The sequence below is a fragment of the Streptomyces sp. BB1-1-1 genome, assembly GCF_031597775.1.
Taxonomy (GTDB): domain Bacteria; phylum Actinomycetota; class Actinomycetes; order Streptomycetales; family Streptomycetaceae; genus Streptomyces; species Streptomyces thinghirensis.
The window spans coordinates 2,094,572-2,120,815 of record NZ_CP134203.1 but is presented as its reverse complement, the minus strand read 5'-3'; the positions used below and the strand labels follow the sequence as shown (position 1 = coordinate 2,120,815).

At 70.7% G+C, this 26,244-nt stretch carries 33 protein-coding genes; 11 read left to right on the top strand and 22 right to left on the bottom strand.

What is annotated here, in order from left to right:
• Positions 1–5: 5 nt before the first annotated feature.
• From RI578_RS09810 to RI578_RS09705, 22 genes are all read right to left on the bottom strand, one after another.
• Positions 6–227, bottom strand: a complete 222-nt coding sequence (locus RI578_RS09810) for a hypothetical protein (protein ID WP_310875720.1) — start codon at positions 225–227, stop codon at positions 6–8.
• Positions 228–340: 113 nt separating this feature from the next.
• Positions 341–1,597 carry an MFS transporter gene (locus RI578_RS09805; protein WP_310870737.1) on the bottom strand — a complete coding sequence of 419 codons (1,257 nt, stop codon included), beginning with the start codon at positions 1,595–1,597 and terminating at the stop codon, positions 341–343.
• Positions 1,598–1,646: 49 nt separating this feature from the next.
• Positions 1,647–2,387 carry a hypothetical protein gene (locus tag RI578_RS09800; protein WP_310870736.1) on the bottom strand — a complete coding sequence of 247 codons (741 nt, stop codon included), beginning with the start codon at positions 2,385–2,387 and terminating at the stop codon, positions 1,647–1,649.
• 325 nt (positions 2,388–2,712) lie between these two features.
• The gene (locus RI578_RS09795; protein WP_310870735.1) at positions 2,713–3,063 is read right to left on the bottom strand and encodes a hypothetical protein; all 351 of its coding nucleotides are present in this window, start codon (positions 3,061–3,063) and stop codon (positions 2,713–2,715) included.
• On the bottom strand, positions 3,060–3,464 hold the full coding sequence (locus RI578_RS09790; protein WP_310870734.1) for a hypothetical protein: 405 nt from the start codon (positions 3,462–3,464) through the stop codon (positions 3,060–3,062). The genes RI578_RS09795 and RI578_RS09790 overlap by 4 nt, the downstream gene beginning before the upstream one ends.
• Before the next feature lie 37 nt (positions 3,465–3,501).
• Positions 3,502–4,725, bottom strand: coding sequence for a hypothetical protein (locus RI578_RS09785; RefSeq protein ID WP_310870733.1), 1,224 nt, complete (start codon positions 4,723–4,725; stop codon positions 3,502–3,504).
• Positions 4,726–4,779: 54 nt separating this feature from the next.
• A complete protein-coding gene (locus RI578_RS09780) occupies positions 4,780–5,589 on the bottom strand; it encodes a DUF317 domain-containing protein (protein WP_310870732.1) in 810 nt (269 codons plus the stop codon).
• A 48-nt stretch (positions 5,590–5,637) separates the two neighbouring features.
• A complete protein-coding gene (locus RI578_RS09775; RefSeq protein ID WP_310870731.1) occupies positions 5,638–6,372 on the bottom strand; it encodes a glycosyltransferase in 735 nt (244 codons plus the stop codon).
• A gap of 79 nt (positions 6,373–6,451) precedes the next feature.
• Entirely contained in the window at positions 6,452–6,973 is a 522-nt protein-coding gene (locus RI578_RS09770) for a hypothetical protein (RefSeq protein WP_310870730.1), read from the bottom strand.
• 670 nt (positions 6,974–7,643) lie between these two features.
• Positions 7,644–8,162, bottom strand: a complete 519-nt coding sequence (locus RI578_RS09765) for a hypothetical protein (protein ID WP_310870729.1) — start codon at positions 8,160–8,162, stop codon at positions 7,644–7,646.
• A gap of 17 nt (positions 8,163–8,179) precedes the next feature.
• On the bottom strand, positions 8,180–8,977 hold the full coding sequence (locus RI578_RS09760) for a hypothetical protein (protein WP_310870728.1): 798 nt from the start codon (positions 8,975–8,977) through the stop codon (positions 8,180–8,182).
• 291 nt (positions 8,978–9,268) lie between these two features.
• Entirely contained in the window at positions 9,269–9,736 is a 468-nt protein-coding gene (locus RI578_RS09755) for a hypothetical protein (RefSeq protein WP_124264754.1), read from the bottom strand.
• A 125-nt stretch (positions 9,737–9,861) separates the two neighbouring features.
• Positions 9,862–10,629 (bottom strand): hypothetical protein, encoded by a 768-nt coding sequence (locus tag RI578_RS09750; protein ID WP_097242957.1) that lies wholly within the window; start codon positions 10,627–10,629, stop codon positions 9,862–9,864.
• 28 nt (positions 10,630–10,657) lie between these two features.
• A complete protein-coding gene (locus RI578_RS09745) occupies positions 10,658–11,110 on the bottom strand; it encodes a hypothetical protein (RefSeq protein ID WP_310870727.1) in 453 nt (150 codons plus the stop codon).
• Between the two features lie 51 nt (positions 11,111–11,161).
• Entirely contained in the window at positions 11,162–12,676 is a 1,515-nt protein-coding gene (locus RI578_RS09740) for an ATP-binding protein (RefSeq protein WP_310870726.1), read from the bottom strand.
• A 45-nt stretch (positions 12,677–12,721) separates the two neighbouring features.
• A complete protein-coding gene (locus RI578_RS09735; RefSeq protein WP_054102488.1) occupies positions 12,722–13,264 on the bottom strand; it encodes a hypothetical protein in 543 nt (180 codons plus the stop codon).
• 23 nt (positions 13,265–13,287) lie between these two features.
• Entirely contained in the window at positions 13,288–13,758 is a 471-nt protein-coding gene (locus RI578_RS09730; RefSeq protein WP_310870725.1) for a DUF6238 family protein, read from the bottom strand.
• A gap of 59 nt (positions 13,759–13,817) precedes the next feature.
• Positions 13,818–15,290, bottom strand: a complete 1,473-nt coding sequence (locus RI578_RS09725) for an SCO6880 family protein (protein ID WP_310870724.1) — start codon at positions 15,288–15,290, stop codon at positions 13,818–13,820.
• A gap of 87 nt (positions 15,291–15,377) precedes the next feature.
• Complete coding sequence (locus tag RI578_RS09720) at positions 15,378–16,751, bottom strand: ATP-binding protein (RefSeq protein WP_310870723.1); 1,374 nt, start codon at positions 16,749–16,751, stop codon at positions 15,378–15,380.
• 35 nt (positions 16,752–16,786) lie between these two features.
• On the bottom strand, positions 16,787–17,467 hold the full coding sequence (locus RI578_RS09715; protein ID WP_053928744.1) for a hypothetical protein: 681 nt from the start codon (positions 17,465–17,467) through the stop codon (positions 16,787–16,789).
• Entirely contained in the window at positions 17,467–17,784 is a 318-nt protein-coding gene (locus tag RI578_RS09710; protein WP_053928743.1) for a DUF6112 family protein, read from the bottom strand. Before RI578_RS09710 ends, RI578_RS09715 begins: the two co-directional genes overlap by 1 nt.
• A 137-nt stretch (positions 17,785–17,921) precedes the next feature.
• Complete coding sequence (locus RI578_RS09705) at positions 17,922–19,040, bottom strand: C40 family peptidase (protein ID WP_053928742.1); 1,119 nt, start codon at positions 19,038–19,040, stop codon at positions 17,922–17,924.
• A gap of 512 nt (positions 19,041–19,552) precedes the next feature.
• Between RI578_RS09705 and RI578_RS09700 the strand changes: the two genes are divergently transcribed.
• The 11 genes from RI578_RS09700 to RI578_RS09650 all read left to right on the top strand — a co-directional run bounded on the left by RI578_RS09700 (position 19,553) and on the right by RI578_RS09650 (position 26,216).
• Positions 19,553–20,308 carry a site-specific DNA-methyltransferase gene (locus tag RI578_RS09700; RefSeq protein ID WP_097242951.1) on the top strand — a complete coding sequence of 252 codons (756 nt, stop codon included), beginning with the start codon at positions 19,553–19,555 and terminating at the stop codon, positions 20,306–20,308.
• 204 nt (positions 20,309–20,512) lie between these two features.
• Complete coding sequence (locus RI578_RS09695) at positions 20,513–21,154, top strand: DUF4913 domain-containing protein (protein WP_310875719.1); 642 nt, start codon at positions 20,513–20,515, stop codon at positions 21,152–21,154.
• Positions 21,151–21,636 carry a hypothetical protein gene (locus RI578_RS09690; protein WP_053928740.1) on the top strand — a complete coding sequence of 162 codons (486 nt, stop codon included), beginning with the start codon at positions 21,151–21,153 and terminating at the stop codon, positions 21,634–21,636. Before RI578_RS09695 ends, RI578_RS09690 begins: the two co-directional genes overlap by 4 nt.
• Entirely contained in the window at positions 21,633–22,355 is a 723-nt protein-coding gene (locus tag RI578_RS09685; protein ID WP_310870722.1) for a DUF3631 domain-containing protein, read from the top strand. The genes RI578_RS09690 and RI578_RS09685 overlap by 4 nt, the downstream gene beginning before the upstream one ends.
• On the top strand, positions 22,352–22,855 hold the full coding sequence (locus RI578_RS09680; protein WP_310870721.1) for a GNAT family N-acetyltransferase: 504 nt from the start codon (positions 22,352–22,354) through the stop codon (positions 22,853–22,855). Before RI578_RS09685 ends, RI578_RS09680 begins: the two co-directional genes overlap by 4 nt.
• The gene (locus tag RI578_RS09675) at positions 22,852–23,517 is read left to right on the top strand and encodes a hypothetical protein (protein WP_310870720.1); all 666 of its coding nucleotides are present in this window, start codon (positions 22,852–22,854) and stop codon (positions 23,515–23,517) included. Before RI578_RS09680 ends, RI578_RS09675 begins: the two co-directional genes overlap by 4 nt.
• Before the next feature lie 56 nt (positions 23,518–23,573).
• Positions 23,574–24,293, top strand: coding sequence for a hypothetical protein (locus RI578_RS09670; RefSeq protein WP_310870719.1), 720 nt, complete (start codon positions 23,574–23,576; stop codon positions 24,291–24,293).
• A 198-nt stretch (positions 24,294–24,491) separates the two neighbouring features.
• Complete coding sequence (locus RI578_RS09665; RefSeq protein ID WP_053928736.1) at positions 24,492–24,839, top strand: SH3 domain-containing protein; 348 nt, start codon at positions 24,492–24,494, stop codon at positions 24,837–24,839.
• A gap of 61 nt (positions 24,840–24,900) precedes the next feature.
• Positions 24,901–25,359: a hypothetical protein gene (locus tag RI578_RS09660; protein WP_310870718.1), complete on the top strand. Its 459-nt coding sequence runs from the start codon at positions 24,901–24,903 to the stop codon at positions 25,357–25,359.
• Entirely contained in the window at positions 25,356–25,784 is a 429-nt protein-coding gene (locus RI578_RS09655) for a hypothetical protein (RefSeq protein ID WP_310870717.1), read from the top strand. The genes RI578_RS09660 and RI578_RS09655 overlap by 4 nt, the downstream gene beginning before the upstream one ends.
• 12 nt (positions 25,785–25,796) lie before the next feature.
• The gene (locus tag RI578_RS09650) at positions 25,797–26,216 is read left to right on the top strand and encodes a hypothetical protein (RefSeq protein WP_310870716.1); all 420 of its coding nucleotides are present in this window, start codon (positions 25,797–25,799) and stop codon (positions 26,214–26,216) included.
• Positions 26,217–26,244: the final 28 nt, after the last annotated feature.

Here is a 26,244-nt window from a genome sequence, read left to right as displayed (position 1 = left end):
GGCGCTCACCGGCCGACCGAGGGCGCGGTCCAGGTGCACGGGATGGTCGGCGACGAGCAGCTCGCTGGCTGCCGAGCAGGGCCGTGCGTCCGCTCCGTACCGGGCTCCGTCGCTCGGCAGGCGCAGCCGGGCGTCTCTTCGAAGCCGTCCTGGAGCAGGATCCGCCGGGCGGCGGCGTTGTAGCCGGTGGTGGTGATCTCGCCGGTGATGGTGTGCCGGATCGTCATGAACGGCTCTGCTTGTGCTTCGGGCAAGGCGGATCTCCTATCGGTGGTGGTGGGAAAGCGGTGGGGTGTTGGGCGAAGGCGAGGCGGGCCCGGAGCTTCCATTCGCGCGCGGGTCAGCGATGCGCAGCGTGGGCCGGGGCGCGGCGGCGCCGTCCACGGGGACGCGGTTTGCCCGGGGTGGCGAGGCGACGGCGGGTGCAGAGCAGTACTCCCAGGCAGGCGACGGATCCGGCGGCCGGGAGCGCGGCGGCAAACGGGCCGGTGGACAGGACGCCCGCGAGGGCCGTGCCAGCGGCCTGCCCGGTGCCGACCGCGGTGATCAGCCAGGCGTACGCCTCGGTGCGGGTGCCGGCGGGGGCGAGCGCGTCCACGGTCAGGAACGCGCTGGTGATCAGCGCGGTGAGGAAGAGGCCCGGCAGCGCCGTGAACGCGGTCGCGGCGAGCGGGCCGGGGCCCGAGGTGAGCGGCACCCAGGCAGAGGCGAACAGAAGCGCTGCGGTGACGAGTTGACTGCTCAGACGGCCCGGCCAGCGGCGTCGGCCGTACATGATGCCGCCGACGAGGCTGCCGATGGACAGTGCTGCCGGGATCAGTCCGGACAGCAGAGCCATGCCATGCCGGTCGGCCATCGCAACCGCCCACACGTTCATCGAACCCAAGGCGAAGCCGACACCGCCGACGGCAAGGGACAGCAGTCGCAGCCCACCGTGCTGCAGGGGCCCGAGGAACCCTCCGGCACGTGCGACGGCGGGATGCCACGCCCTGGACGGCGCGGCACTGAGCACCGTGGTTGCGCCAAGCAGTCCCAGCACCGCGGTGACCGTCATGGCCATGCTGGGACCGTGCACGGCGGACAGCAGGGCGACCAGCGGCGGGCCGGCGACGTAGATCAGCCCTTGGGCTCCGGTGTCGAGCGCGAGCGCGGCGCGCCGCCGCTCGGGATCCGGCAGCACGGCGCCCCACAGTGCGCGCAGGTTCGCCTCCAGCGGGGGCGTGCTCAGACCCGCGAGGACCACGAGGCCGGCCGCGAGCGCCGGCTGGAGGACGGCGTAGATGTACGGCAGCAGCAGGAGACAGACCGTGGTGATCAGGACGGCGGCGGCCGTGACCCGGGTCTGCCCGCGACGGTCGACCATCCGTCCCAGGGCCGGCTGTCCGATGGCGCTGGTCAGCCCGTACAGCGCGCACAGCAGCCCGCCAGCCGCGAGGGATCCGCCCTGCTCGGCGATCAGGAGGAGGATTGCGACGGGGGCCATGCCGTTGGGCAGCCGCCCGGTCAGGGTGCCCACCAGCAGCCGGGCGACGTGGCGCTCGGCGAGCAGCCGCCGGGAAGCGGAGCGGGCCGGCGGGCGGCTGGTAAGGGAATTCAACGCGGGTGCTTTCCGTGATCGGTCTGGGCTGGGCGGCGGCAGTGGAAGGTCAGCGGGTCCGTCCGGGAGCAGCGACCGCTGTCGGAGGCTTGGGCGGCGTGGCGGTGGCGACGGCCGTGCGGGAGGGCTCCTCGGCCGGACCGACGCTGGTGGCCCGGACCGCGTCGACCAGGTCTTCGCCGGACTCGAGCCACAGGGCCATCGCTTCGTCCATGCCGCCCGGCTCCCCGTTGTCTCGGGCGCCGGCGTCGGCCTGAACCCGGGCAACGAGGATTTCGAGGCGGACGAGGACACCCGTCTCCGGTACGGCCAGTGGCTTGCCGTCGCCCCGGCGGGTCGCCTCGATCAGGTAGGGCGCGTGGGTGAGGAATCGGTCCAGCGCGGCGTCGAGGTCCACGGTGGGCACGGTCCCCGGCTCGGCATCTCGCACCCAGTGCAGGTCTTCCTGCACTTCGCGCAGCCTTGCCAGGAGCACCAGTTGCTCGAATTCCGGCAGGAGGCGTGAGCGCGCGTCGGCAGCGGCACCGTGGGCGGTGGTGGCGATGCTGGTGCGCGGCGCGCCGGTCCCGACTACGTAGACGTGGTCCGGGGAGGGCAGCAGGGTGCCGACCAAGTAGCTTCCGTCCCACGGACGTTCGGTCAGGAGGAGTTCGGTGCCGCCGCCGTCGCGCAGGATCGCCGCACAGGAGGTGTGGTACTTCGACAGCGCGGACAGCGCGGGGCTGGCCTCCAACACCCAGTCCAGCAGGTGCGCCGGGATGGATCCGTCCGGGTAGTGCTCGATGTCCACCTCCCACGGGCCGGGCAGGCCCTCGGCGACGGCGTGCGCGATGTCGCCGAGATAGGGACGCTCACTGGTGATGACCTTGGCCTGGCAGTCGCGGGCCGTCTCGTGGAGCTGGGTGAGTGCTGCACGTGCTTGGGCATGGTCGCCGAGGGGCAGTCGATGGGCCTCGTCCTGGTGCCGGGTGAACCCGACCAGTTCCAGGGCGGTGGTGGCCCACCGGTGCCGCTCGCCGCTGGGGAGCGCGACGATGGTGTTGCCTGCGGCGAGGTGGAGGGTGATGGCGGCGGAGGAAGTCAGGACGGCGGGCTTTCGTGTCGGGGGCGTCGGATCAGCGGCGCTGCCGCCGCGAGGCGCCCGGGGGTGCGCACTGAACGGTCATGGCGGCCTTCGTGCGGCGCTGCGCCGACGGTGCGCTCGCCGAGGGCGGGGCGACGCGCAGGTCCTGATCTAGGTCGACGTGGTAGCGGGCAGCGGTGAGCATCTCGGCCGCCCAGCTGGCGTGCTCGTTCTCCCAGGTACGGCCCAGGTCGAAGGGCAACCGGATCCACACGCCCCGCAGCGTGGGGTAGGTGTCGAATCCGGCGCGGGCCAGGACGCTCGCGGCGAAGGCGTCGACCGCACCTTCGACTTCGACCTGGCCGCCCCGGCCGCGGATGATGCGGATCGGTTCGCCGTTCATCGGCCTAGCCCCTTCCCGGCCGTCTGGGCGCGGCCGTTGACGGGGACGGAGGCGGGTTGCGGCGGCGCAGCCCCGGGGATCGTGGTGGTCGGGGCGGTGAGCCGCTGCGGGGACCGGGTGGCTGCAGCCAGCGCGATGCGGTTGCGGCGCTCCATCAGCCCGTTGCGTACAGCGGGTTGCGGTGGGCTGGCGCTGCGGCCCGGGTCGAGGGAGTAGTCGGCCTGGACCTCGTAGCCGTGCCGACGAAGGTCGTGCACGGCCTGGCGGGTACGGCGGATACCGTCCTGCTCGGGGTGGGTGAGCCGGTACAGACCCGGGGTGTCGGGGACGGGCTCGAACTGTTCACGGACCAGAAACCAGTCGGCGAGGTGCGCGGGGATGTTCGCGGTCGCGGCGGCCACGAAGCCGTGGTCGGGATGGGCGCCGAAGCGGAAGTGGTCAGACAGGGGCGAATCCTTTCTGTGAGCGGTCAGCGGTCAGCGGTGCGCCAGCGCGGAGCGCGGGGCGGGCAGGGGGCGCGGGGCGGGCGGTAAGGATTCGCGGGGTGGGCGCGGACAGCGCGGCCGGCACACCCGGTACGGCGGCGCGGGCCTGGCGCTCGAACGCTTCGCTGTCGGCGAGCCACGTCTCGATCGCGGGCTGGACGGCGAGGCCGAGTTGCCCGCGGACCTGACTCCATTCATGCGCTGGCAGCGTGCGGGGAATCGAGTACAACTCCTGACGCAGGTCGTTCCACTCGTCCCAGGCGTCCTGGCTGAAGGCGAGCGCCTCGCGCAGACGGGTCAGGGCCGCCGTGTCTTCGGGCCAGGGGGTGGCGTCGGGACGGCAGCGGGTGAGCAGGAGCGGCGCGTGTTCGAGCACGGCGCGGTAGGACAGCCAGGCGTGGTCGGCGAAGTCCCTTTCCATGCCCGCGATCAGGCGGGAGTCGCGGAGCGGGACGCCGTCGCTGTACCGGCCGGATTCCTTGATCACCTGGAGGGTCTGGTGTTCTTCCCGGATGCGCTCCAGGGCACGCAGGATGTTGTTCAGGTCCTGGTGGTGCAGGGCGCGCCGGTGGGCGGGCAGGAACGTGTCCGCGACGGCGCGGGCGGCGAGAGCGGGATCTGCGGGCAGCACGATGCTGTGCGGCGTGGTCGGGTCATCGTGCGGGTCCTCTTGCTCCCGGTCGGTGAGCGCGCCCAGGAGGTAGCCGCTGCGGTGGCCTGGACGCTCGATCAGCAGCAGCTCGGTGCCCGAGCCGTTCTTCAGGACGGACGCGAACGGGATGCGGTGGTCTTCGAGGGCCCGGTACATCTCGCCGGCCTCCCACAGCATGGGCCAGAGGTCTTCCTGCCACAGCGGGTGGGAGTAGATCTCCAGTTCGGCACTCCAGGTGCCGGGCAGTTGTGCGGCGATCTCGGTGCCGAAGTCGCCGAGGTAGGGCCGGGTGCTGGTGGTGATGGTGGCGCCATGTGCGTGGGCGTGATGCACCAGAGCGCTGGCGGTGCGTCGCGCGGCCTGCGGATCGGTCAGCGGGGCGATGGACGCACCGTTGGGCAGGCGCGCGAATCCGGCTTCTTCCAGTGCCCGGTTGGCCTGCTGGTACTTCTCGCCGTGCGTGATGGCGACCAGGCCCAGGTGGCGGCTGGTGGTGAGGGTGATCTCGGCGGTGGGGTTGGGCATCAAGGTCCTGGTGGGTCGAGTCCGCAGGAGCGTGTTCGTCCAGAGGGACAGGGCTCAGCGGGTCTTCGGGGCGCGCTTGGGCTCGGTGCGGCGTGGCGGCCCGCCGTGGGGAGGCTGCGCCGTGGGACGCCGGGATGGCGATGAGAGGCGTTCGATGGTCACCAGCGGGGCGACGGCGGCGGGGAACGGGAAGGACGTGGAGCGCAGAGTGGGCCGGGGATCGAGCGTTTCGGCGGCGACCGCGTGCAGGAGCAAGGGCGGCGTCTTGTCCGTGAACGAGATGTCCCACAGGTGCCCGAGGTCTTCTGGGGAGGCGGCCAGGTGCCAGGTGACGGATGTGTCTCCGTGGATGGGCGGCGCCGACGAGTCCACGGGGCGGCTGACCACGGCAGCGTGTCCGTCGTGCGAGATGAATCCGGAGAGTCCGAAGTCGTCGAAGTGGGCCCAGGAGTCGGCGTCGACGTAGAGCTCCAGCAGGCCGGGCTCGGCGCCGATGCCGTAGACGACGTGATCCGGATCGGTGGCCAGTTCGCCTGCCAGGGTGCCGAGGAGCCTGGCGACGCATTCGATCGGCACGAAACCCCCGATATCCGCCCGCCAGCGCTCAGCCGCTTCTTCGTCGGTACGTGCCGTGATCACCATGTGAGGGCCTCGGCCCACGGCTGCTTGGTCGTGGCGGATCGTGATGCGCCGGCAGGGGCTGGTGACGGTCAACGACGACGCGTCGGTGTGTGCGCTCCACGCGGTTTCCTCGGCGAAGATGTCGAGGAGCTGCTGGTGGTCGGTAGGGAGGCTGGCGGCCAGATAGCGGGGAGAGATGAGGATCTTCTCCCCGGGCCTGTCCTGGTCGGGGTCGTTGGGCATGGTTCTTCCGGTGGGATCGGGGAGCGGGTGGCGAAACGGGGGCCTCAACTACGCGAGGGAGGAGGCGGCATCGCGGCGAGGGTGCGCTGCGGCGTGCAGGCTGGCACCAAAACCGTGGGCGAAGACTCGCGCCCTTTCTTCCAGCTCGGCGTAGGAGTCCTGCGCCGTCATCTGCGCGGGGCGCTTGCGGTACCGGTAGACCGGAACGGGCAGCAGGATCCCTGGGGCGAGGCAGGTGACGGCGAGGGCGCAGTAGTCCTCTCCCTGTACGAGGCCGCCCATGGGTGCCGCGCGCACCAGGTCGGTTCGGGCCAGGAGGGTGGTCGGGCCGAGCGGGATGGTGTCGGCCGGGTCCTTCCAGTACCGCCATACGTCTCCGGCCTCATGTCGGCCGGGCGGTGTCGGGCACCGCCACAGGGTCGTGGAACCGTCGTGCAGGTCCTCGCTGTATCCGGCACACCAGCCCACCCCGGTCTCCTCCAAGGTGCGCAGCCGCAGCGCCATGGCCCAGTCGGTGAACTCGTCGTCGTCATCCGCCCAGTTCACGTACTTGGTCCGGACGTCGTTGAGAGCCAGGTTGCGGGCGCATGCGGCGCCGACCGGGCGGGGCAGGGCGAGGATGCGGACGCGCGGGTCGGCGGCGAGGGCGGCGGGCAGCCGGGTGGGGTCGGCCCCATCAAGGGCGACGACGGCCTCCCACGGGACGCTCTGGCGGCACAGACTGGCGTGCATGGCAGTGAGGAACGCCAGTCGTTCTGGGCGGAGTTGGGTCGCGATGACCACGGTGATCTTCGGGTGAGAGTGCAGGGACAGAGGGCTTCTCCGGACAGGCGTGGATCGGGACGGTGCGGTTTTCCGGGGGCTACCGGCGGGCGGACTTGCGGGACGCCGGGGCCGATGAGGGAGCGGTGGCGGACAGGCGCGGGGCGACGCGCGGCGGCACGACCGGAGCCTGGGAATCCGGGTTCCATGCGCCGGGGTCGGTGCGGATACGGCTGCGCGGGTCGGTGTCCCACCCGACGACGGGTCCGCGGTCGTACGCCAGCAGGCCGATCACTTCGATGCCGGTCTCGTGCAGGACGTAGGCCCACGCCAGGTCGCCGGTGCCGTCCTGGGTGATCAGTTCATGCTCGGCCGGGGTGCCGTTGGTGTTGTACACGTTGGTGAGCTGACGGCTGGGGAACTCATCGCCCCCGGTCAGCGAGCGGCGCAGCGCGTCGGGTGCGCCGTCGAGGAGATCCGTGCCCAGCTCCTCCCAGCCGATGTGGACCTCGTCGATCAGGTGCCGGGCCATCGCCTCCAGGTCACCGGCGAACCGGTATCGGAAGGCGGCCAGCAGCAGCGGGAGTTTGCTGTCGGGGTAGCCGTCGAAGTGGACGTACATGCCGGCGTAGCCGGTGGAGGTGGGGCGGGCGATGACCGCACGGGTGGACAGATCGGTCTCCTGGGGTGGGGCTGGTCAGTGTGAGCGGGGGCGCGCCGTCGGGGCGGTCATCGGCTGGGCTGGGGCGCCGGGCGTACGGGCGGTGGCGCGAGGCGGCGTGGTGGCGGGGATCGGCTGGTCGGGCCGCCAGAGGCAGGCGGTGTCGCGGAACCGCACGCGGGGGTCGGTGCCCCATGCGACGAGGGGGCCGCGTCCCGCGCCGGGCTCGCCGATCACCTCGATGCCGTGCGGGTGGAGGACATAACCCCAGTTCAGTCGCGATGCCGTCCGCTCGGTGTAGATCAGCGGCGGTTCGTTCGCGCGGGCCGGGTATCGCTTGCCGGGTTCGTCGTGCTCGCCGACGAGGTGTTGGCGCAGGGCCTCGGGTGCTCCGTCGAGGAGTTCGGTGCCGAGGTAGGACCAGCCTTCTGGTGCGTCGGCGATGAGGTATGCGGCCAGGGCGTCGGTGTCGCCGGCGAACCGGTTCTGGTGTGCGGCGAGCAGCAGCGGCAGTTGATGACTGGGGTAGCCGTCCCAGTGGACGTACGTTCCGGCGTAGCCGGTGGTGCCGGTGGGGCGGGCGATGACAGAACGAGTGGACAGAGGATCTTCCTGTCGTGGGCGGGGTGGGTCAGCGGGAGGTGCGGCGCGTGGGCGCTGCCGGCGTGGCAGGTGCCGCCGCGACGGACGGCGCGGGTTGCGCGGGTGCTGATCGGTTCGGGCGCCGGTAGATGCTGGCCAGGTGGTCCTCGCTCAGGTAGGCGAGCTGATCACCGAGTGCGGACAGCTCCTCGGCGTGCTGGCGGTAGCGGGCGGCGAAGCCCGGTTCCTGGTTGCGCTCGCACCACTCGGCCGCGGTCTCCAAGAACAGGTGCAGCTCGCCGAGACCGCTGTGCCCGTCACCGAGGACGGCCTGCGCGACGGTGTTCAACTCGGCGGACGAGCGCGCACGGTAGACCTGCTGGGTCCAGTTGCTGATGCTGTGACCGGCGTCCCCGGTGGGGAGCGATTCGCTGAACTCTCGCGCGTCGTAGGCGGCCCAACGGTGCAGGTCGTCGACGGTCGGCCGGTTCTCCCGATGGGCGGTGACCTGCTCGGTGGCGCGGCCGACGTTGTCGTACAGCTCGAAATCAGGGTGGGGCAGGGACAAGGGGCTCTCCCGGTCGGTTAGGCGCGGTCCGTGCGAGCGGAGCCGACGGGCGGACCCGAGGCGTCGGTGCGGGCGCACTTGTAGCCGATCAGGCGGGACGGGGCGGCCTTCGCCGGCACGGTGGCGGCGTCGGCGCAGACGAACGTGTACGTCACCGACGTGCGCGGGATGCCGTGCAGCCAGGCGTTGTCGTCCTTGTCCGGGTTGATCTGCAGTCCGGAGTGCGCGACGGCGTCGGTCTGCGTGTGGGTGTGGGCGAACAGCAGGAGTGCGCCGCCGTCGGCGGTCTTCAGCGCGTAGGCGTCCTTGAAGGCGTTGGTGCCGCCGGCGAAGGTGGTGGTGCCCAACTTCCCGAACTTGCGGGTCGTTTCCTCGTGGACCTTGATCTGCTGATTGCTGGCCTTGGTCGGGGCGAAGACCTTGGTGCCGGTGTTCGTCCCGCCGGTCGCGAAGTTGTCGATCACTGCGGTGCGCAGCACGTCGGCGTCGGCGGCGAGCTGCTTGTTGCCGGTGGCGGCGACCGCCGTGGCGTAGCCGCTTCCGTCGAGGACGATGTCCGGCAGCTTCGTGCTGTCGAGGTCGACGACGGTGGCCATCTCCCACCGCTTGTCCTTCGGCTGCTCGGCGAAGACGGCGATGCGGCTCGGGTCCTTGCCCTTCTCGCCGGAGAGCGCGGCGGCGAACCAGCGGTCCTGGCCGGCCGTGAAGCGCGGGATGTACAGCTTGGCGCTGGAGGTGTCGTACGACCACGGCTTGTACGGCTTGCGGTCGGCCTTGGGCAGGCCCTCGGTCTCGGTGTAGTCGGAGACGGACATCGCGTACGTCGGGCCGTCCTCGACGGTGTCGAGCAGGGCGCGGTCACGCTGCGCGTTGGCCTTGTTGTTGATCTTCGAGTAGTTGGTGATGACGGCGCGAGCCTGCGCGTCACTGAGTGCGGGAGTCAGCTTCGGGACGGCAGGCGTGGAGGCGGACTTCGCGTCGGCCGGGGTGTCGTCGCCGCTGGTGCAGGCGGTGGCGGCAGTAGCGAGCAGCGCGGCGGAGACGAGCAGGGGCAGGGCGCGGAGGGCGGTGCGGATGGAGGTGCTCCAGGGGTTTGGGCGGGTGGATCAGCGGGTGCGGGAGGCGGCTGGGCTGGGCCGAGGGTGGGGGGTGGTGACGCTCGGGCTCGTGCTGCGGGACGGGGCAGGCGGAGCGGTGAGCCGGTCGGCTGCCTGGTGGAGTCGGGCGCCCGTTTTGTTGAGCCGACCGCGGGCGCTGTCGATCCGGGCGTGCAGCAGGGCGCGCGTGGATTCGATGGCCTCGCTGCGTTGCGTCGAGCGGGGTGAGGCGGCGAGCTGGTGGAGGGCTCCGGCGTGGCCGACGGCTTCACCGAGGTCGGCCAGGGCGTGTCCCAGCGCGCCGACCGCGCGCGTGAGCTGGGTGACCTTGAGCCGGATGGTGTCCGACTCGGGGTTGCGGTCGCGGCGTACGGTGCGGTCGGCGAAGGCTGCCGCGGTGGTGATGTGGGTGATCAGTCCGGCGATGTCGCGGACCCGGTCGTCGAGGTCGTCGAGGTTGTCGCTGCCGGAGTGCACCGCGTTGGTCAGCGGCAGTTCGTCGGCCGTGTTGTGGATGTGCTCAGCCAGCGAGTGCAGCTGGCTGCTGTCGTCGTAATTGAAGGGCAGGAAGGGCTCCTGAACGGGGCAACGGGACGGTGTGATCAGCGGACGGCGCCGCGTGCAGCCGTGGGTGGCGCGGCCGGTGGCACCGTGGTCGTGGTCGGTGCGGCGTGGCGCAGGTTTACGCCGATGCCCTTCTCCGCGAGGCGGAGGGCGACTGCCTGGATTCGCCGGGCGCGACCGTCCTCGCCGTACGCAGCGGGCAGCAGGAAGGCTGCCTGGTGCGGGTGGTACTGGAAGCCATGGGCGTACAGCGTCATGCGCGCCTCTTCCGGCACTCTGGCGTACGGCGTGCCGAGCGCTCCGTCGTCGTACCAGGTCAGCGTTACCACTTGGGCGACCTGCGGCGGAGCCTGCCGATGTGGGGGCTCGGGCTGCTCGGCGGCGTTGCGGCGTACCGCCTGGCGGGCCTGCTCGTAGCGGGGCAGGACCCTGCGGGCGATGAGGGCTGCGGCGCGCGCGGGATCGTTGGGGACGACGATGCCGTTCGGCTCGTCGACCCCGTCGAAATGGTGCGGCTTGATGGCGGCGTCGTCGGGCTCGAGCGGGGCGACGACGAACTGGTGCGGATAGCGCGGCCGGTCGGCGAGGTAGAGGTGCTGCTGATCCGGGCCGTGCAGTACAGCGTCGTGTCCGAGCACGAACTCGGTGGCGACATAGCTGACGTGGCCGGCGTCCCAGATCTGTTCGGCCACGGGGAACTGGTCGGGGTAGGTGAGGTGACGGTGGTATTCGCTGGTCCATGCGCCGGGCAGGCGGTCGGCCAGGCCGGCGGCGAAGATGTCCAGGTCGGTGCGTGCTGAGGGCATGGGCTCCTGACGGAGTGGTGAGGCGGGCCTATCTGCCGCGCGCCACACGGGCAGGTGGCGTGACCGTGGGCGCCGAAGCGGGCACGGCGCTTGGGCGGTACGCCCGGGAGGCGGCGTCCTCGGAGGCTGTCACCTGCCGGTAGGCGTCGATGGTTTCCTTGAGTCGGTCGACTGCGTCGTCCCGACGTGCGGCGAGGATGTCGATCTGTGTGCCTCTGTTCTGCAGGACACCCAGGGAGTTGATCGACGTGTTCCCGGCAGCGGCGCGCGTAAGAATGGATGCCGCGTTCTGGGCGGCGGCGGTGAACTGCTCGTGTACGTGGTCCAGGTGGCGCGCGGCCGTGTGGACGAGATCGGCGATGACCAGCTCGGGGCCTTCGGTGTGCAGGCGACCAAGGAACCGAGGCGAGGCGCCGAGGGATTCGTGCACCATCTGGGAGCCGGGGCCGGCGGATGGTGGAAGGCTGGTTGGGTTGTCCATGAAGGTGGGGATCCGGGGATTGAGGGACGGCTGGCACGTCTCGACGGACGATCAATGCATTCGGGCATCCGTATCGAAAAGGGCCAATTCGTGCGAATGTAGCAGATGTTGAACGATGAAGGATCGTCCGGCGACCTTCCACAAGCCCCTGCCGCGGTTGAGGTGCGAGATCGCGTCGGCTTCCACCGAGGTCAGCCCCAACAGCGCGGCGGCGGCGTGTAGTTGGTCGGTCTCCTGCCGGTAAATGATGCGGGTGGAGCAGTCGGCGAGCAGGCCCTCGGCCAAGGCACGTCCGCGGGATCCGGCGTCGCCGGCGGTGAGCAGGTCGGACAGCCGGTGGATCACCATCAAGTTGGCGATGCCCAGGCCGCGGCTCAGCTTCCACTGGGACTGCATCCTCGCGAGCAGGCCGGGGTGGCGCATCAACCGCCATGCCTCGTCGTAGACGATCCAGCGCCGGCCGCCGTTCGGGTCGGACAGCGCGGATTCCATCCACGCGGAGGCGCAGGTCATGGCGAGGACGAGTGCGGTGTCGTCGCCGGAGCCGCCGAGACGGGACAGGTCGATCGTCAGCATGGGCGAGTTGGGGTCGAAGGCCACGGTGCTGGGGGCGTCGAACATTCCGGCGAGGTCGCCGTGGACGAGGCGGCGCATGGCGTGGGCGAGGTCGCGGGAGGCGTCGCCGAGGCGGCCGGACATGACGCCGCCGGCCGTGTCGAGTTCGTCGGGGTTGTTGAGGGTGGCGGCGATGTCGCCGAGCAGCGGGGTGCGTCCGCTCGCGGCGGCGCGGGTGACGACAGCGTCCAGGGCGACGTCGAGGCCGGTGTGCTCCATCGGCAGAAGGTCCCGCCCGAGCACGGTGCGGGCCAGGGAGCCGAGCAGCAGCAGACGCCTTTTGCGGATCTCGCCCGCCCAGTCGGCCTCGGAGACGCTGTTGGGCCGCGGCGCTGCGTCCAGCGGGTTCAGCTTGCCTGGCAGCCCCGGTCCGAGCGCGATGGAGGTGCCGCCCAGCGCCTGCGCCACGGGCGTCCACTCTCCCTTGGGATCACATGGGACGTAGACGCGGTAGCCGAAGGCGATGGAGCGCAGCGCGAAGCTTTTGGCGAGCGCGGACTTGCCCTGTCCGATGACCCCGGCCAACAGCACGTTGGGGTTGGTGAAGCCGTCGATCTTGCCGTACAGCGCGAACGGGTCGAAACAGAAGGAGGCTTCGGCGTGCACGTCGCGGCCGATGTAGATGCCCTCGGCCCCCAGCCCGCCCTCGGCGAGGAAGGGGTACGCCCCGCTCGCCGTGGCTGTGGTCATGCGGTGGGCAGGCAACTTGATCTTGTTGTTGCGGGAGGACGCCGGGCCTGGGCGGCCTGCGGGCGGGAAGAGCGGCGACGGCATCTCCTGCTCCTCCGCCCCGGCTCCGGTGGTGTGGGCGGCTGCTTCGACGCGGGCCTTTGCGGCGGCTTCGGCGAGTTGCCGGCGGGCAGCTTTTCGGGCGGCGCGGTCGGTGCCATGCGGCGTGAACAGGGGGCTGGCGCTGGCGCGGCGGGCTCGGCGCGTGGGCCGGTGACTCATGGCAGGGCGGCTTTCACAAGGTGGCGGTCTGGAGCGGTGCGGGGGTCAGACGCGGGGGGAGGCGCTGAACAGGAGCGGCTTGCGGTAGCCCGTGCCGTCGCCCGACCAGTCCAGCTCGATGTAGCCGTCGGCGAGGTACTGGTACCGGCCGCTGGCCTTGGTCTTGAGGGTTCCGGTCTTGTAGCTCCCGTTGCCATTGCCGCTGCTGTGTTCGAGCGCGTGCTCCAAGCCCGTGTAGTTGGCGTACTTCACGACCGGGTCCGTGCCGGCGGTGGACTTCTTGGTCTGCAGGTGGAAGCGCGCCTTGTTGAAGGTGAGGCTGCTGTGCTGGTTGGCCGCGTAGGGGCCGTCCCAGTTGACCGTGGCGGTGGTGTAGATGTAGCCGCCGCTCCGCTTGGCGCAGAGCCGCACGTCGAAGTCCCAGTTGTCGGAGTCGGGGCCGGTGTACGACGGGTCGTCGACGGTGTAGCTGCTGGTCGTGCAGTGGTAGCTGGCGGCGGACGCAGGCGTGGCGGTGGCCAGCGCGGCCGTGCCGGCGAGGGTGGCGAGGAGGGCGGCGGTGGAGGTGGAGCGCTTGAGCTTGCGCATGCAGGGCCTTTCGGTGGAGCGGGTTACTGGGCGCAGGTGGTGGTGTGGCCGGGTGCCGGGGCGTTGAGGTCGGCCGGAGTGGTCTTGCGGCGGACGACGTGGCCGGCGGCGAGGTGGCGCTGGCAGATGGTCAGGACGGGCGGTCCCTCGGGGAGCCGCTCAGGGTGGCACTCGGTATCCGTCGGGGCCGCGTCCGCCACGGGCAGGAGGTGGAAGGCGTCGTGCACGGCGGCGGTGGCCTGCCACAGCCGGGTGTGCGCGGTGGCCAGATGTCGGCCGGCGGCGGGATGCGGCGGCCGGGTGGTGTCGGCGAGCTGGTCGAGCAGCTGGTGCAGCGAGGTCAGATGGGCGTGCAGCACGTCGAGGTGCACGCGGTCCGCAGGTGAGGCGGGGCGTTCAGCGCGCGGGGCGCGGGCGCGTGTGTGGTGGCGGATGCCGGCGCTGGCGGCCCGCAGGTACGGGTACGCGTCGCCGACGGGGATGGCAGAGGTCAAAGGGGAAGAGTTCCTTCCTGCCGCGGTGGCAGGACGTCGGCGGGTGGCCGGGCGGGGGGCTACAGGGCCGTGCGGGCGAGCGGCAGGGCGCCGAGCGTGAAGGCATCGGGCTGCTGGAAGTTCAAGCGCCGCAGGTCGACCTGGGCGGTGACGGCAGCGGTCTCGATCTGCGCGCAGGCGGCGTCGAGCAGAGCGTCGGTCTCGGCGGAGACGGTGAGGAGCCCGGTCAGGGCCACATCGGCGTGTCCGGCGATCAGCTGGCGCTCGCGGGTCTTGACGTCCGCGTACTCCACGCTGTCGGCCTCGGAGTCGACCTGCCCGCGCCGCGACCTCTCGTTCGCGTCGGCGATGATGGCGGCCTTCTTGCGCTGGACGTCGCGCATCGCGGACTCGAGCCCTTGGGGCACGTATATAAGGGAGAGGGTGCGCCGGACTCCGGCGGTGAACATCAGGCCGTGCAGGAAGCCGGCGGATGTCTCGGTGCGGGGCCAGTCCTCGACCCAGTAGGTGGCGTGCCGGGCGGTGTCGGTGGCGAGCCGGTCGTACTCCTCGACCTGGACCACGGGCCCGGCGGCGGCCGGGTCGGCTTCTGCCCGTCCGGACTCCGACCACTGCTGCAGTGCGGACAGTGCCTTGGGGTCGTAGGCAGTGCGGATGACGGCGGCGATCTCGCGCGCAGAGAGCCAGCCGGTCACCATGAGTCCGGCGCTGCGCGCGGCCTGAGCGATGGAGCTGGTGGTCTGTTCAAGCACGGTGAAGGCGCCGGGTAGCCCGCCGCCGGCCTGGCTGATGAGTCGCTTGGCGGCCTTGAGGTCGAGGGAGATCGCCACGTATGCCTCGTGCGGGGCGGCGGCGGGCCCTGCGGAGGCGACCAGATCGCTGTAGACCTGCCCGGCGACCGGTGTCTCGGGGTGGCCCTGCTGGCTCCAGTAACGGGAGAGGGTGTCGCCGCTGTCGGGCACGGTGCGCTCCAGCACCTGCACGGTTGCGACCTGTCCGGTGCGGGCGATGCCAGCGAGCGCGCGTCCCCAGCTGCTCACGTTGTGGTTCTGGGTCGCGGGATCGAGAAGGGCGAAGGCCCTGCTGGAGACCCGGGCGACGGCGGTCAGGGTCTGCCGGTGCGGGTCATGCACGGCGGCGGCGCCATTGACGGAGTCGCCGGGGGTGACCACCCGCAGCGAGGCGGCGGTGCCGGGCAGATGCAGGACGCCGTCGTGGCGGGGCCGGGTGACGGGCCGGGCGAGCCACAGGGTCTGGCCGGTGCGGCGCCGCTGGGCGAAGCGCACGACGATCGGCGCCCAGTCGATCAGCGAGCGGCCGTGTCGACGGATGGCGACCAAGGCGGCGACCACGGCCCACAGCGGTGTCAGGGCGATGGCGCCGAGCAGGCCGGTGGAGACCACGGTGGCCAGCAGAAGCGCCAACGCGCATGAGACCAGGACGAGTTGGGGCAGCGACAGGCCGAGCAGGATGCCGCGCTTCGACCGGTGGGGGAATTTGACGGTGAGCGGTGTGACGGTGAGATCAGACAAGGGCCGTTCCGGGGGTGCGCGGGCGGTGGCCGGGGCGGCACGCGGCGGCAAGTGCGCGGCGCGTGCCGCCCCGGAGTCGGGCAGGGGCTACAGGCCGGCGGGCGGGGGCGGCGGCGCGCCGGTCCCGCTGGAGGTACTGCCTGAGTCCGGTGCCGGTGGAGCGCCCTGGGGCGGGGGCGAGGATGCTCCGGCGCCGGGCTGCGACATGAAGCCACTGCCTCCGCCGGAGGGCGATCCGGAACCGCCGCCCCCTCCGGGGGCACCGCCTACCTGACCGCCGGTGTCGTCGCTGGGACTGGTCGGGGGCGCCTGGACGGCCTTCTCCAGGCCGTTCTTGAGCCCTTCGGCCCCGGAAGAACCCTGCGAACCCTGGCCTTCCTTGCCGCTGTCGCCGCCGGTGGGGTTGGCGGCGATGTCGCCCGGGAACCCGCCGCCTCCGGCGGCATCGGGGCCCTGCGGGGCGCCGCCCGCTCCTGCTCCTGCTGCCGCGCCGCCCGTGCCGGCGGTGGCCGCAGCGGCAGCGGCCTTGCGGCCGGCCTTCTCGGCGTGCTGCCGGGCGAGCTGAGCGCCGGCGCCACCAGCGCGGTGAATCGATTCTCCGTCCGTGCCCTCGGCCGCCCAGTGCACGAATTTGAACGTGGCGTACGGGCAGAGCAAGACCAGAACCATGATCACGATGCCTGCCATGACGTCGGCGAGTGCTCCGAGGCCGTCCTTGGCCTCGGTCTTGCCCATGGCGGCGATTCCGAGCACGAAGATGATGGTCATCAGCAGTTTGCTGACCACGAGGGTGGCCGTGGCTTCGATCCAGCCGCGGCGCCACCGGCGGGCGGCCTCCCAGCCGCCACCCGCGCCCGCGAAGACCGCGAGGGTGACCATGACCAGAATGCCCACTTTTCTGACCATCATGACGCACCAGTAGAGGAAGGCTCCGCAGGCTGCGCCGAGTCCGGCGAACACCGCGACCAGCCAGCCCAGGCCGGACAGGGCTCCGATCTGGGACACCTTCACGATGCGGCGGACGGCCGTTTCGATGTTCAGGTGCGATGCGGCGAACAGGCCGTCGGACAAGGCATCGACGACTTCGATGGCGACCGTCGTCAGGGCGATGGCGCAGAAGGCGAACAGGACGCCCGACATCGTGCCGGTGAATGCCTGGGCAAGTGCCTGCCCGTCGCGCTTGACGGCGGCCCGGATGAGCTGCGCGCAGAACGTCCCGACCAGGATGACCAAGCCGATCGGCAGCAGCATCTCGTAGTTGTCGACGAACCATCCGGCCCGCAGATCGACCTTGGTGGTGCTATTGACGGCCTTGGCGGCCAGGTCGGCCGCTGCGGCGGCGAGTTCGCCGGCGCTCTTGGCCATCCAGTCGCCGATGGCTTTGCCGGGATCGCTCGCGAAATCGACGGCCTCACCGACAGCGCACAGCTTGTCCGCGAGAGGGAAGTCGCAGAAACCCAAGGGAAGTTGTCCTCCTTACTTATCGGCGGGGTGGGTCACTGCGTGACGCTGGGCGCGACGGCGGCGAGGCGGCAGTCGTGGCTGGGCCGGCACTGCACGGCGAGGGTCACGGCGCGCTCCTCGGCTCCGCCGCCGCCCTTCTTCCACTCGATCTGCTGGCGCCCGTTGACGGTGACCACGTAGATGTACGCCTCAGTGATCGCGGAGGGGTCCTCGGCGAGCGCCTGCTTGAACGCGCCGGGGTAGTGGCCTTCGGTGACCGTGCCGGTGGCGTGCTGGTTCTGGTCGGCCATGCGTGACCACAGCAGCGGGTCGGGCACCTGGCCGGAGACCGACGCCCAGTCGGCGTACTTGGCCTCCTTGGTCATCCACGCGCCCATGCCCGCGAGCTGCTGGTCACGGTCGGTGTCGCGGGTGTCGTACGACCAGAGCATCGCCGCTGCCGCCTTGGCGAAGGCGACCGGTTCGCTGATCTGCGGTGGCTTGGGAACCGAACCCGACCCGGCCGCGGGCTTCGGGGCGGCCTCGGAGGGTGAGGAACTGCTCGACGGGGACGGTGCGCCGGTGCTCTGGTCGTGCTCGCCGCGGCCGGTGAACCAGGCGGTGGTGGCGGCGATGATGAGCAGCGCGGTGATGACCAGGGCGACGGTCGCGACGCGCTTGTTGGCAGACCAGGTCACGCCGTACCCGGACAGGGAGGGGAATCGCTTCTGCATCAGTGGACCTGCGACCCCAGGCTGGAGAAGAAGGCCACGATGCCGTTGGCGGCGCCGAGGCCGAGCGCGGCGCCCGCGGCTACGACGGCGCCCTTTTTGCCGTTGGCTTCGGCCTGGTGGCCGCCGGTGTGGTGGCCCCAGGCCCAAACGCCGAGGGACACGGCCAACGCGCCCACGACGGCGATGATCCCGAACATGTTGATGCTGTTGACGACGTTCTTCAGCACGGCCAGGCCGGGCAGGCCGCCGCCCTTGGGGGAGATGCCTGGGTCGTAGGCGAGGAAGACGACGGCGCGGTCTGCAAGAGGTATGGGCATGGGTGTGGCAGGGCTCCTTGCGTACGCGGGCCGGGCAGGGGCCGGCGAGAGAGGTGAGCGAAGGGGGGAGTGGCGCGCGGGGCGCGAGAGGAGCGCCCGGCGGGGCCGCCCGGGTGGTGTCCGGGCGGCGTGTGGCGTCAGAGGACGCGGCGCGCGGCGAGGATGTCCCAGTCCTTGATCGGAGCGATCCGGGTGGGCTTTGATGTGCGTGGTGCCTCGATGACGAGCCCCTCGCCCATGTACATCCCGACATGCTCGGGCCGGGCGGCGGTGCCGCGGCTGAAGATCAGGTCTCCGGGCTTGAGGTTCTTCGCCGAGACGGCTTTGCCCTCGTTGACCTGCGTGTACGTGGTGCGGGTGAGCTTCACGTCGGCGTGCGCGTACGCCTGCTGCATCAGCGAGCTGCAGTCGCAGCGCTTCATCGGGTCGGGGCCGTGGGAGTCGGTGCAGGACCCGCCCCACTGGTAGAGCGTGCCGAGCTGGTGCATGGCCCACTCGATGGCCGCGCGTGCCTTGGGATCGGCGTCCTTGGGGATCTTGTATCCCTTCGGGACTTTGCCCTCGGGGATCCGTCCGAAGGACGTGCCGTCCTTGTCCGGTTTGCAGGTGTCGGTGCTGGACGCGGACTCCTTGTCCTTGACGGGCTCGTCCTTGCCGGCGTTGGGGAACGTGGTCGCGATGGCCTTCTGCAACGCGGTGGCGAGGTCCTCCCACTGCGCGTACGCGTCCGGGTAACCGGACCGCTGCACGGCCTGTGCGGCCTGGGTGACCTTCATCTGCTGCCAGCCGTCGACCTTGAGCAGATGCTTGTAGAACTGCTCGGACGCGTACACCGGGTCACGGATCTGCTGCCCGGTGCCCCACCCCTGGCTGGGGCGCTGCTGGAAGAGGCCGAGGCTGTCCCGGTCTCCGGAGTTGAGGTTGCGCAGCCGCGACTCCTGCATCGCGGTGGCGATGGCGACGATCTGGCCCTTCTTGGGCACGTCGAGGCTCAGACCGGTGGCCACGATGGTCTGTGCGTTGGGGATCTGCTCGGCCGGAAGGTCGAGGCCCTGGATGTGGATGTCCTTACCGGAGGCACCGTCGAGGAGTTTGGTGACTTCCTTGGTCACCTCGGCGCTGTCGAGGCCGGTCAGGCATCCGCTGAACGAAGCGGTGGTCGCGGCTTCGCTGGAGGACGCCATCACCATGGCGGTGCCAGAGAGCAGAAGCGGGGTGAGGACGACGACGCCGAGGCCGGCGGCTATGCCCTTCAATCCGGCCTGCCTCCCGGCAGACGGTCACGGGGAGCGGGCAGGGGAGGGTAGAGCGATGTCACAAGCGAGGTCCTTGGTGAAGTCCCGGCGGCGCGTGCGTCGTTGAGGAAAGGGCGCGACGGCCGGGGTGGTGGGTAGATCGGGGCCCGGGTGCACGGGTGCGAGTTGCCGCTCGCACCGGCAGGGGGCGTCGGGTCAGGTGTGCCAGGACATGGGAAATCTCCGTGAAGGCAGGGACGGGGATGTGCCATCGACGGTGTTCGTCGGGCAGTTCCAAAACAGTAAGGGCGGCTCCCCGGTTGCCGAAATCGCTTCTGATCGAGGCTCTGTCTCGGGGTTTTCGGCGGCGATAGCGCTCAACCGGGGATCGTGCCCTACAGTTTTGGCTCCTCCCCTCGCCTCCCCGCTGCGCGGACCGCGGAGCCTTCCTGCCCGCATTCGGTTCAACGGGTCTCATCCAGGCGAGCCGGAGTGTCTATCCCTCTCCACCCGAACCGAATTGGGGTATCTCTTTGCCTTTTTCCCTGCACCAGGGCGACGCACTCGGCGTCCTCGCCGAGCTGCCGGACAACTGCGTCGACTCCGTGATCACCGACCCGCCGTACAACAGCGGCGGGCGGACGGCGAAGGAGAGGACCTCCCGGTCCGCGAAGCAGAAGTACACCTCCGCCGACGCCGGGCACGAGCTGCCGGACTTCACAGGCGAGAACATGGACCAGAGGAGCTACGGCTTCTGGCTGACCCAGATCATGACCGAGGCGCACCGGCTCACCAAGGTCGGCGGCACGGCGCTGCTGTTCACCGACTGGCGGCAGCTGCCCATCACCACGGATGCCATCCAGGCCGCCGGATGGCTCTGGCGCGGCGTGCTCGCCTGGCACAAGCCGCAGGCCAGGCCGCAGAAGGGACGCTTCACCCAGAATTGCGAATTCATCATCTGGGCGAGCAACGGACCGATCGACGCGGCCCGCAACCCGGTCTACCTGCCCGGCCTTTACAGTGCCTCGCAGCCCAGCGGCAAGGCTCGGCAGCACATCACACAGAAGCCCGTCTCCGTCATGCGTGAGCTGGTGCAAATCGCTCCGCCAGGAGGCACGGTGCTCGACTTCACCTGCGGATCCGGCTCGACCGGCGTCGCGGCCCTGCTGGAGGGCCGCGATTTCATCGGTGTCGAGAAGAGCAAGACCTATGCCGAGATCGCCGCCGACCGGCTCACCGAGGCGCAGCAGCAGACCCTTACCCAGGACGACTTGACCCTCGTGGTCTGAGGCGTCTTCTGCAGGGGCGGCGCGGCTCGGAGCGCGCTCTGTATGTGCCCGCTCGTGCCGCGCGCAGAGTTATAGCAGCCAAGTCCCGGTTACCAAAACCGGGGATTCTCCGGATGGTAGGAGCCGCAATTCACGCCCTATGGCTGCGGCTCAAGGAGGTCCTTTTTCGTGCCTGAATCCATAAACCCCCCGGACGACGGGGAGATGGAACCGGTCCGGCTTCCGGACTCCGACCTGGAAAGCATCGAGGCGAGCGTCCGCAAACTGCTGGACCAGTCCGCGGAGCAGGCCCGCCAGCTCGACAGCCTCGCCTCCGCGCCACCGCCTGCGGACTCGCCGTTCGGCGCCTTCGGGATGCCGGGCATGTCGGGGTTCGCGGGCCTGCCGTCTCCGGCAGCCCCGCCCGAGCCCCGCCCGATCCTTGAGCTGGAGGGCGAGGAGTACGAAGACGAACTGGACTCCTTGTCCGACTGGGTGGATGACTTCCTCGTCCGGGTCTACGGGGCGGAGGTCACGACTGCCGCCCCGTGGTGCGAGCAGTGGCAGGAACACGCCGATGTCGTCGCCTGGCTCCACGCACTATGGCTCGCGTACCAGCAGCACAAGGACCCGGAGGCGGGGCCGGCCGGTTTGTTCGTGTGGCACCGGGATTTCCTCACCCACGCCATGGCCACCGTGCGGGCGGCCGGCGGGCCGCTGTCGGCGTGCATGACCGATCCGGACCGGCCCGCGCACCGCCTGCTGCCCGGCCCGCCGCCTTCGAACCGGACCACCACCACGACCGAGGAGCCCGAGGAGCCTGAGGAGCCCGAGGAGAACAGCGAACTCGACCAGGCCGACGGATGACGGGCCGCGAGGACCGGCCGGCCTTCGGCCTCTCCTTCGACCCCCGCGCCCTGACCGACCTGCTCCAAGCCCCCAGCGACATCCGGGACCTGGCCCTCGCCCAGCTCCAGGACGTGGTCGATGCACGCCTCTTCGGCACCAAGCTCACTCGCGATCTCGTCGGATGCCGGAAGGTCTACGTCGATCACCGCAACGCCTGGCGCATCGTCTACGCCCAGCGGCCGGCGCCCGCGAATTCCACGCACACCACCGAGATCCACGTCGTGGCTGTACGTCCGCGCGAGGCCCACGACGTGTACGACACCGCCCGTGCCCGCCTGGGCATCAGGCGGCGCCCGCTCGGAGAGCGCACCCATGCCGCTCGCACCCGCTCACCGCAGCTGACCACGCGGCAACCCGTACCCAAGCCCGGTCCACCGCCCTATGCGGTGCCTGGACTTCCCCGACCCGCCTCCCCAACCCTGAAGGGCCCTGTTCGTTGACGCAGTTCCCCACCCTGATTGACCAGATCGCCGCCGCCGTACTGGCGCCGGCCGAGGTCACCGAGAACCCGCAGCACCGCGCCATCCTCGACGTGTTCGTCGAGATCCAGGAATTCGACCGGCAGCTCGCCGAGCTGGCCGCCGCCGACCTGCCCGGGGTCAGCGCCGGCGAGCAGCTGGACACGCTGACCGACCTGCTCGTCGAGCGCATGGCAGCGGGGGCCGAGCTGAGCGCACTGCTGTCCACCTCCTGCTGCTGCGCCGCCGCGTTTGAGCCCGACCCGCCGGGTGAGTACGACCCGGCGGAGGGCGACGAGCACGACTTCGACCCGGATTTCGAGGGCTTCGACGACTTCGACGACTTTGAGGACTTCGAGGGCCTGGAGGGCATGGCCGAATTCGACGACCTCCACGAGGAGGCGGTCGAGGACTTCCTGTCCTGTCCCGGTCGCCCGCAGACCATCGTCTACGCCTGCCTCGATGTCTTCGACGCCCACGGCTCCCCGGAGTACGTCAGCTCCGCGGAGCTGGTCGAGCGCCTGCGTGAACTGCCCGGTCGCGCCGATGCGCGGTGGCGCTACTCTGACCTCAACGCTCTGCGGCTGTCCCTGATCCTGCGGCGCTCCCACGGAGTCCAGTCCCACAGGCCGCGGGCGGCCGACGGCAGCCGCTACCGGGCGTTCCGGCGCGCGGACCTGCTGGGCGCCCTCGCGGAGTGACCCTGCTGACGCACCCCGCCCTTGCGCAGACCCGCCTGGTGACAGCGGCGGACGGGGACCTGGTCGCCGCCTTCCACGCGCAGTGCTCCGAGGCGAACCTGCTGCGCCGCTGGGGCCGGACTCGCCTCCTGCCCCGTGACCTGACACGGCTGCTCGACCAGGCCAGATGCTGGATCGGGCTCGGCGCCGACGGGCGGCCACTGGCCCTCGTCTGCGTCGGGCCCGCCAGCCGGGAGCCAGGCGTCGCCGACCTCGGACTGCAAGTCGCCGACGACCGGCACCGTCAGGGCATCGGCACGGCCCTTGCCTGGCAGGCATCGGCCGTCGCCCGCGCGCGCGGAGCGCACACCCTCGCCGCGTTCACGCAGGCGTCCAACACAGCGATGCTCCACCTCATGGACAGGCTGGGCCCGACCCGGCATACCCGCGACGGCGCGTACGTCGAGGTCCGTGTCGCTCTGGACGCGTCTGCTCCGGATCCAGAAATCCCTCCACCATGACCTCATCCCCTCCCGACCGGCTCACCCGGACCGCCCTCGACCACCGGATCGAGACCGCGGTGGGCCGGAGCGTCGAGGAGCTGCGGCAGCACCGCGACGACGGTCTCCTCGACGCACCGCACGCCGCCTTGGCAGATGCTCACCGCGACCTCGTGGCGGCCGAGCGGGACGTCGGCTTCTACCGCGTCCGGCTCGCCCGCCTCGCCTCCAGCGATTTGCCCGTGGACCAGGCTCTGTTCGCCCGGATCGACCGCACCCTCACCCAGCTGGCCCAGGCCGCCCGCCTACGAGAGGCGAAACAGACCACGGCCGCCGCCGCTCTGGAGCCGATCGAGGCCGGCGCTCCCCGGCAGATCCCGACCAAGGACGTCGCGGCCCTGCTGGCCATCGCCCAGGGCGCCAAGCTCCACAAACACCTCGTCACCCACCGGCTGGCCGTGGCGACGCTCACGCGTACCCGTATTTCCTACGCCCAGCTGCAGCGCCTGGAGGCGAACGGGCTCGTGGAGCGCGACAGCTCGCACCCGATGCAGGCCGGACAGCCCGTCACCCTCACCGACGCCGGCCGAGCCGCCCTGACCGCTCCCCGCCGCGCCGGCCCACCCAGTGCCGCGCCGTCTCCGCCACCGGCCCTTCCAGCCGTTTCCCGTCCCCGCCGCTGAACGGCGCCGTGCACGCCACGCGCACGGTGCCCAGGCGTCATCGAACGAAAGCCACGATGCCCAGCTACGAACCCGACTTCCGTCTCGACGCATACGAAGCCGTCAACAACAATGTCGCCGAACAGTTCTGGGGGAGCATCGGCATCGAGCAGGACGATATGACCGTGCTCGCCGAGCACCACAGCGCGGACGGAGAGCACAGCTTCTTCGTCATGCACAACCGGGCCGTCACCTGGGGTATCCCCGGGGAACCCCAGATCGCCGCCCTGCACCTCAAGCGCGACCCGGCGACCCGCACCTTCCGTTTCGCCAGCGAGATGCTGCCGCTGCCGTCCATGGCGCAGTCCTGGCTCGTCGCCCGCGGCTGCCCCGAGGAGGAGATCCTCCTGCCCGACGGTATGGGCACCGCCCCCGCGAACGACGCCACCCGCGTGCTGGAGAAGCGTCTGCGCAGTGACGGCGACCACTTCGCGCTGCTCACCAGCTACACGTACGACAGCGAGCCGATCGAGACCACCGTGCTGCTGCGGGCACTCGACGAGAAGGCGGCGCTGCCCTTCCGCGTGCTGCTCGAAGAGGTCGACAGCGACGCATGGACACACACTCTGCGCGAAGGCGGCTTCCAGACGTTCGAGGCCGCCACCCAGTGGTGGGAAGCGCACTGGAGGGGCGACAAGCCGCCGCTGCCCGCAGCCTCACCTGCGGCCCGGCACGGCACTGTTGCGGCCACCGGCGTGCCGGCCCGCCCCGCCCCGCCGCGCGGACCGAGCCGCTGAACTCCCCTCAGCGCACACGCCTTTCTGTCTTCGAAACCGACGGAATGCCGCACGGTGCGTGTGAGGCGGCGCGGAACATAGCACGCAATCCCCGGTTACCGAAACCGGGGATTCTGCGGACTCTTGTTATCAGCCCGTACGGCATCCGCCTGGGGCTATTTCCGCATTCCTTCTCCATCGTCAGTTAGGACAAAATCCGTGCGCATTACTCGCGTTGCCGCTGCCGCAGCGGTCTGTGCGGCACTCGCACTGCCCGCCGTCACCGCTACGGCCGCCAACGCCGCAGCCCCGGGCGCCGTCGCTGCCTCCACCTCGTGCCACAAGGCAGACCCGTACAAGGTGCACGGTACGAGCGCGGTCACCATCCGCTCGAAGGCGTCGTCGAAGTCGACCGCCGTCGGAGTCCTCTACCGGACCCACAAGTTCACCGTCCACAAGAAGACCAAGACCGGCTCGTGGGTCTACATCACGGACAAGAAGACCGGCGTAACGGGCTGGGTGTCCGGCACGTACGTCTACCGGACCGTCTACATGTGCCTGGACTAACCAGCCGCGCCCCAATTTCCCATTGCTGCACCGGAATCCTCGAAATGAAGGGAGCCACGCTGTGCCCGACACCAGCGAGGACGTGATGAGCGTCCTCACCGAGCGCATCGAGGACCGATTCCAGATGCCGCTCGCCGACCTGCGCCGGGCGGTTGAGGCGGCACCGCAGGCCAACCCCGAGGCCACCACCCTTGTGCACTGGCACGGCCTGCTCACCGAAACGCAACAGGCACTCGACACCGCGGAAGACGCGCTCGTCGAGGCGCTGGGCACCCAGCCGGCGGACGTACTCGACGATCCCGTCATGGAGTTGGCCCACCAGGTCAACTCCGCTGTCGCCTCCCGCGACGGCCGCGCCATGGTCGTGAACTACCTCCTCGACCCCGACGCACCCGGTAAGCGAGGCCCCGGCGCGTGGCGCGGTGCGTCCCCCGCAGCCCGTCGTGCTCCGGCTCTGCCCACCTCCCCGCCCACGCTGCCCAGCGCGCGGAACACGACCGCGCGAGGGGCAGCACGGTGAGCGTCATCGACAAATCGACCAGCCGCGATGCGGCACTGCAGGAAGCGTTCGGCACCGAAGTGAACGCGCTGTACGCGCAGTCAGCCTGCGGTGAGGCGAATGCCGCACTCCAGTGCGCACTGGAGTTGCGGAGCTTCCTCGCCGTCGCCGAGGAGCACCTGGAGCGGGTGCACAACATCGCCGAGTCCGACTGCCAGATGGGCGAGCTGTCCAGCGACGACTTGCACCGTCACGACCAGTGGATTGAGGCCGCTGAGGCCAATTGCGACCTCTACGGATCCGCCCTCGACGAGCTGCTCCTCACCATGCCGCCGCCGGGCCACCCGAACGTTCCGCGCGCCGGGCCGCGACCCAAGGTCACCGCCACAGCGCCGCCCGCCCCGGCCGGACCCCGAGCCGGGGCGGTGCGGGCCCGACGCCCCTGAAAGCCACACCGATTGCCCCAGCCAGACGACCCTGCCCACGCCGTTTCCCAAATCATCGCCCAGCGCATCGAGGCGCTGTACGGACAGCCGCTCGCTGAACTCGAAGCCCTCGCCGACGTCCCCGAGAGCACCCTGCTCGCCGCCCTGACCGGCAACCACAGCGCCCTGGCCTTCGCCGAACGCAACATCGCCTTCCAGCTGGAACGCCTGCGCGAACTCACGTCCCCCGACAGGGAGATCGGCCCGTTCGACGCCGGCCACATCCTCGACTGCGCCCGCCGCATCGCGGAGTCCGTCGCCACCCGCGACGCCTACGCCAAGAGCACCGGCGCCGTCCTGGGCGGCCTGCGCCGCGCCACGGCCCCGGACACCCAACCCCCGGCTCCGCCCGTGCCCGCGGCCCCGACGGCCGCCGCCTCCCGCACCCGCTGATCCACTCGTACCGCTTGAGGAGCCCCTT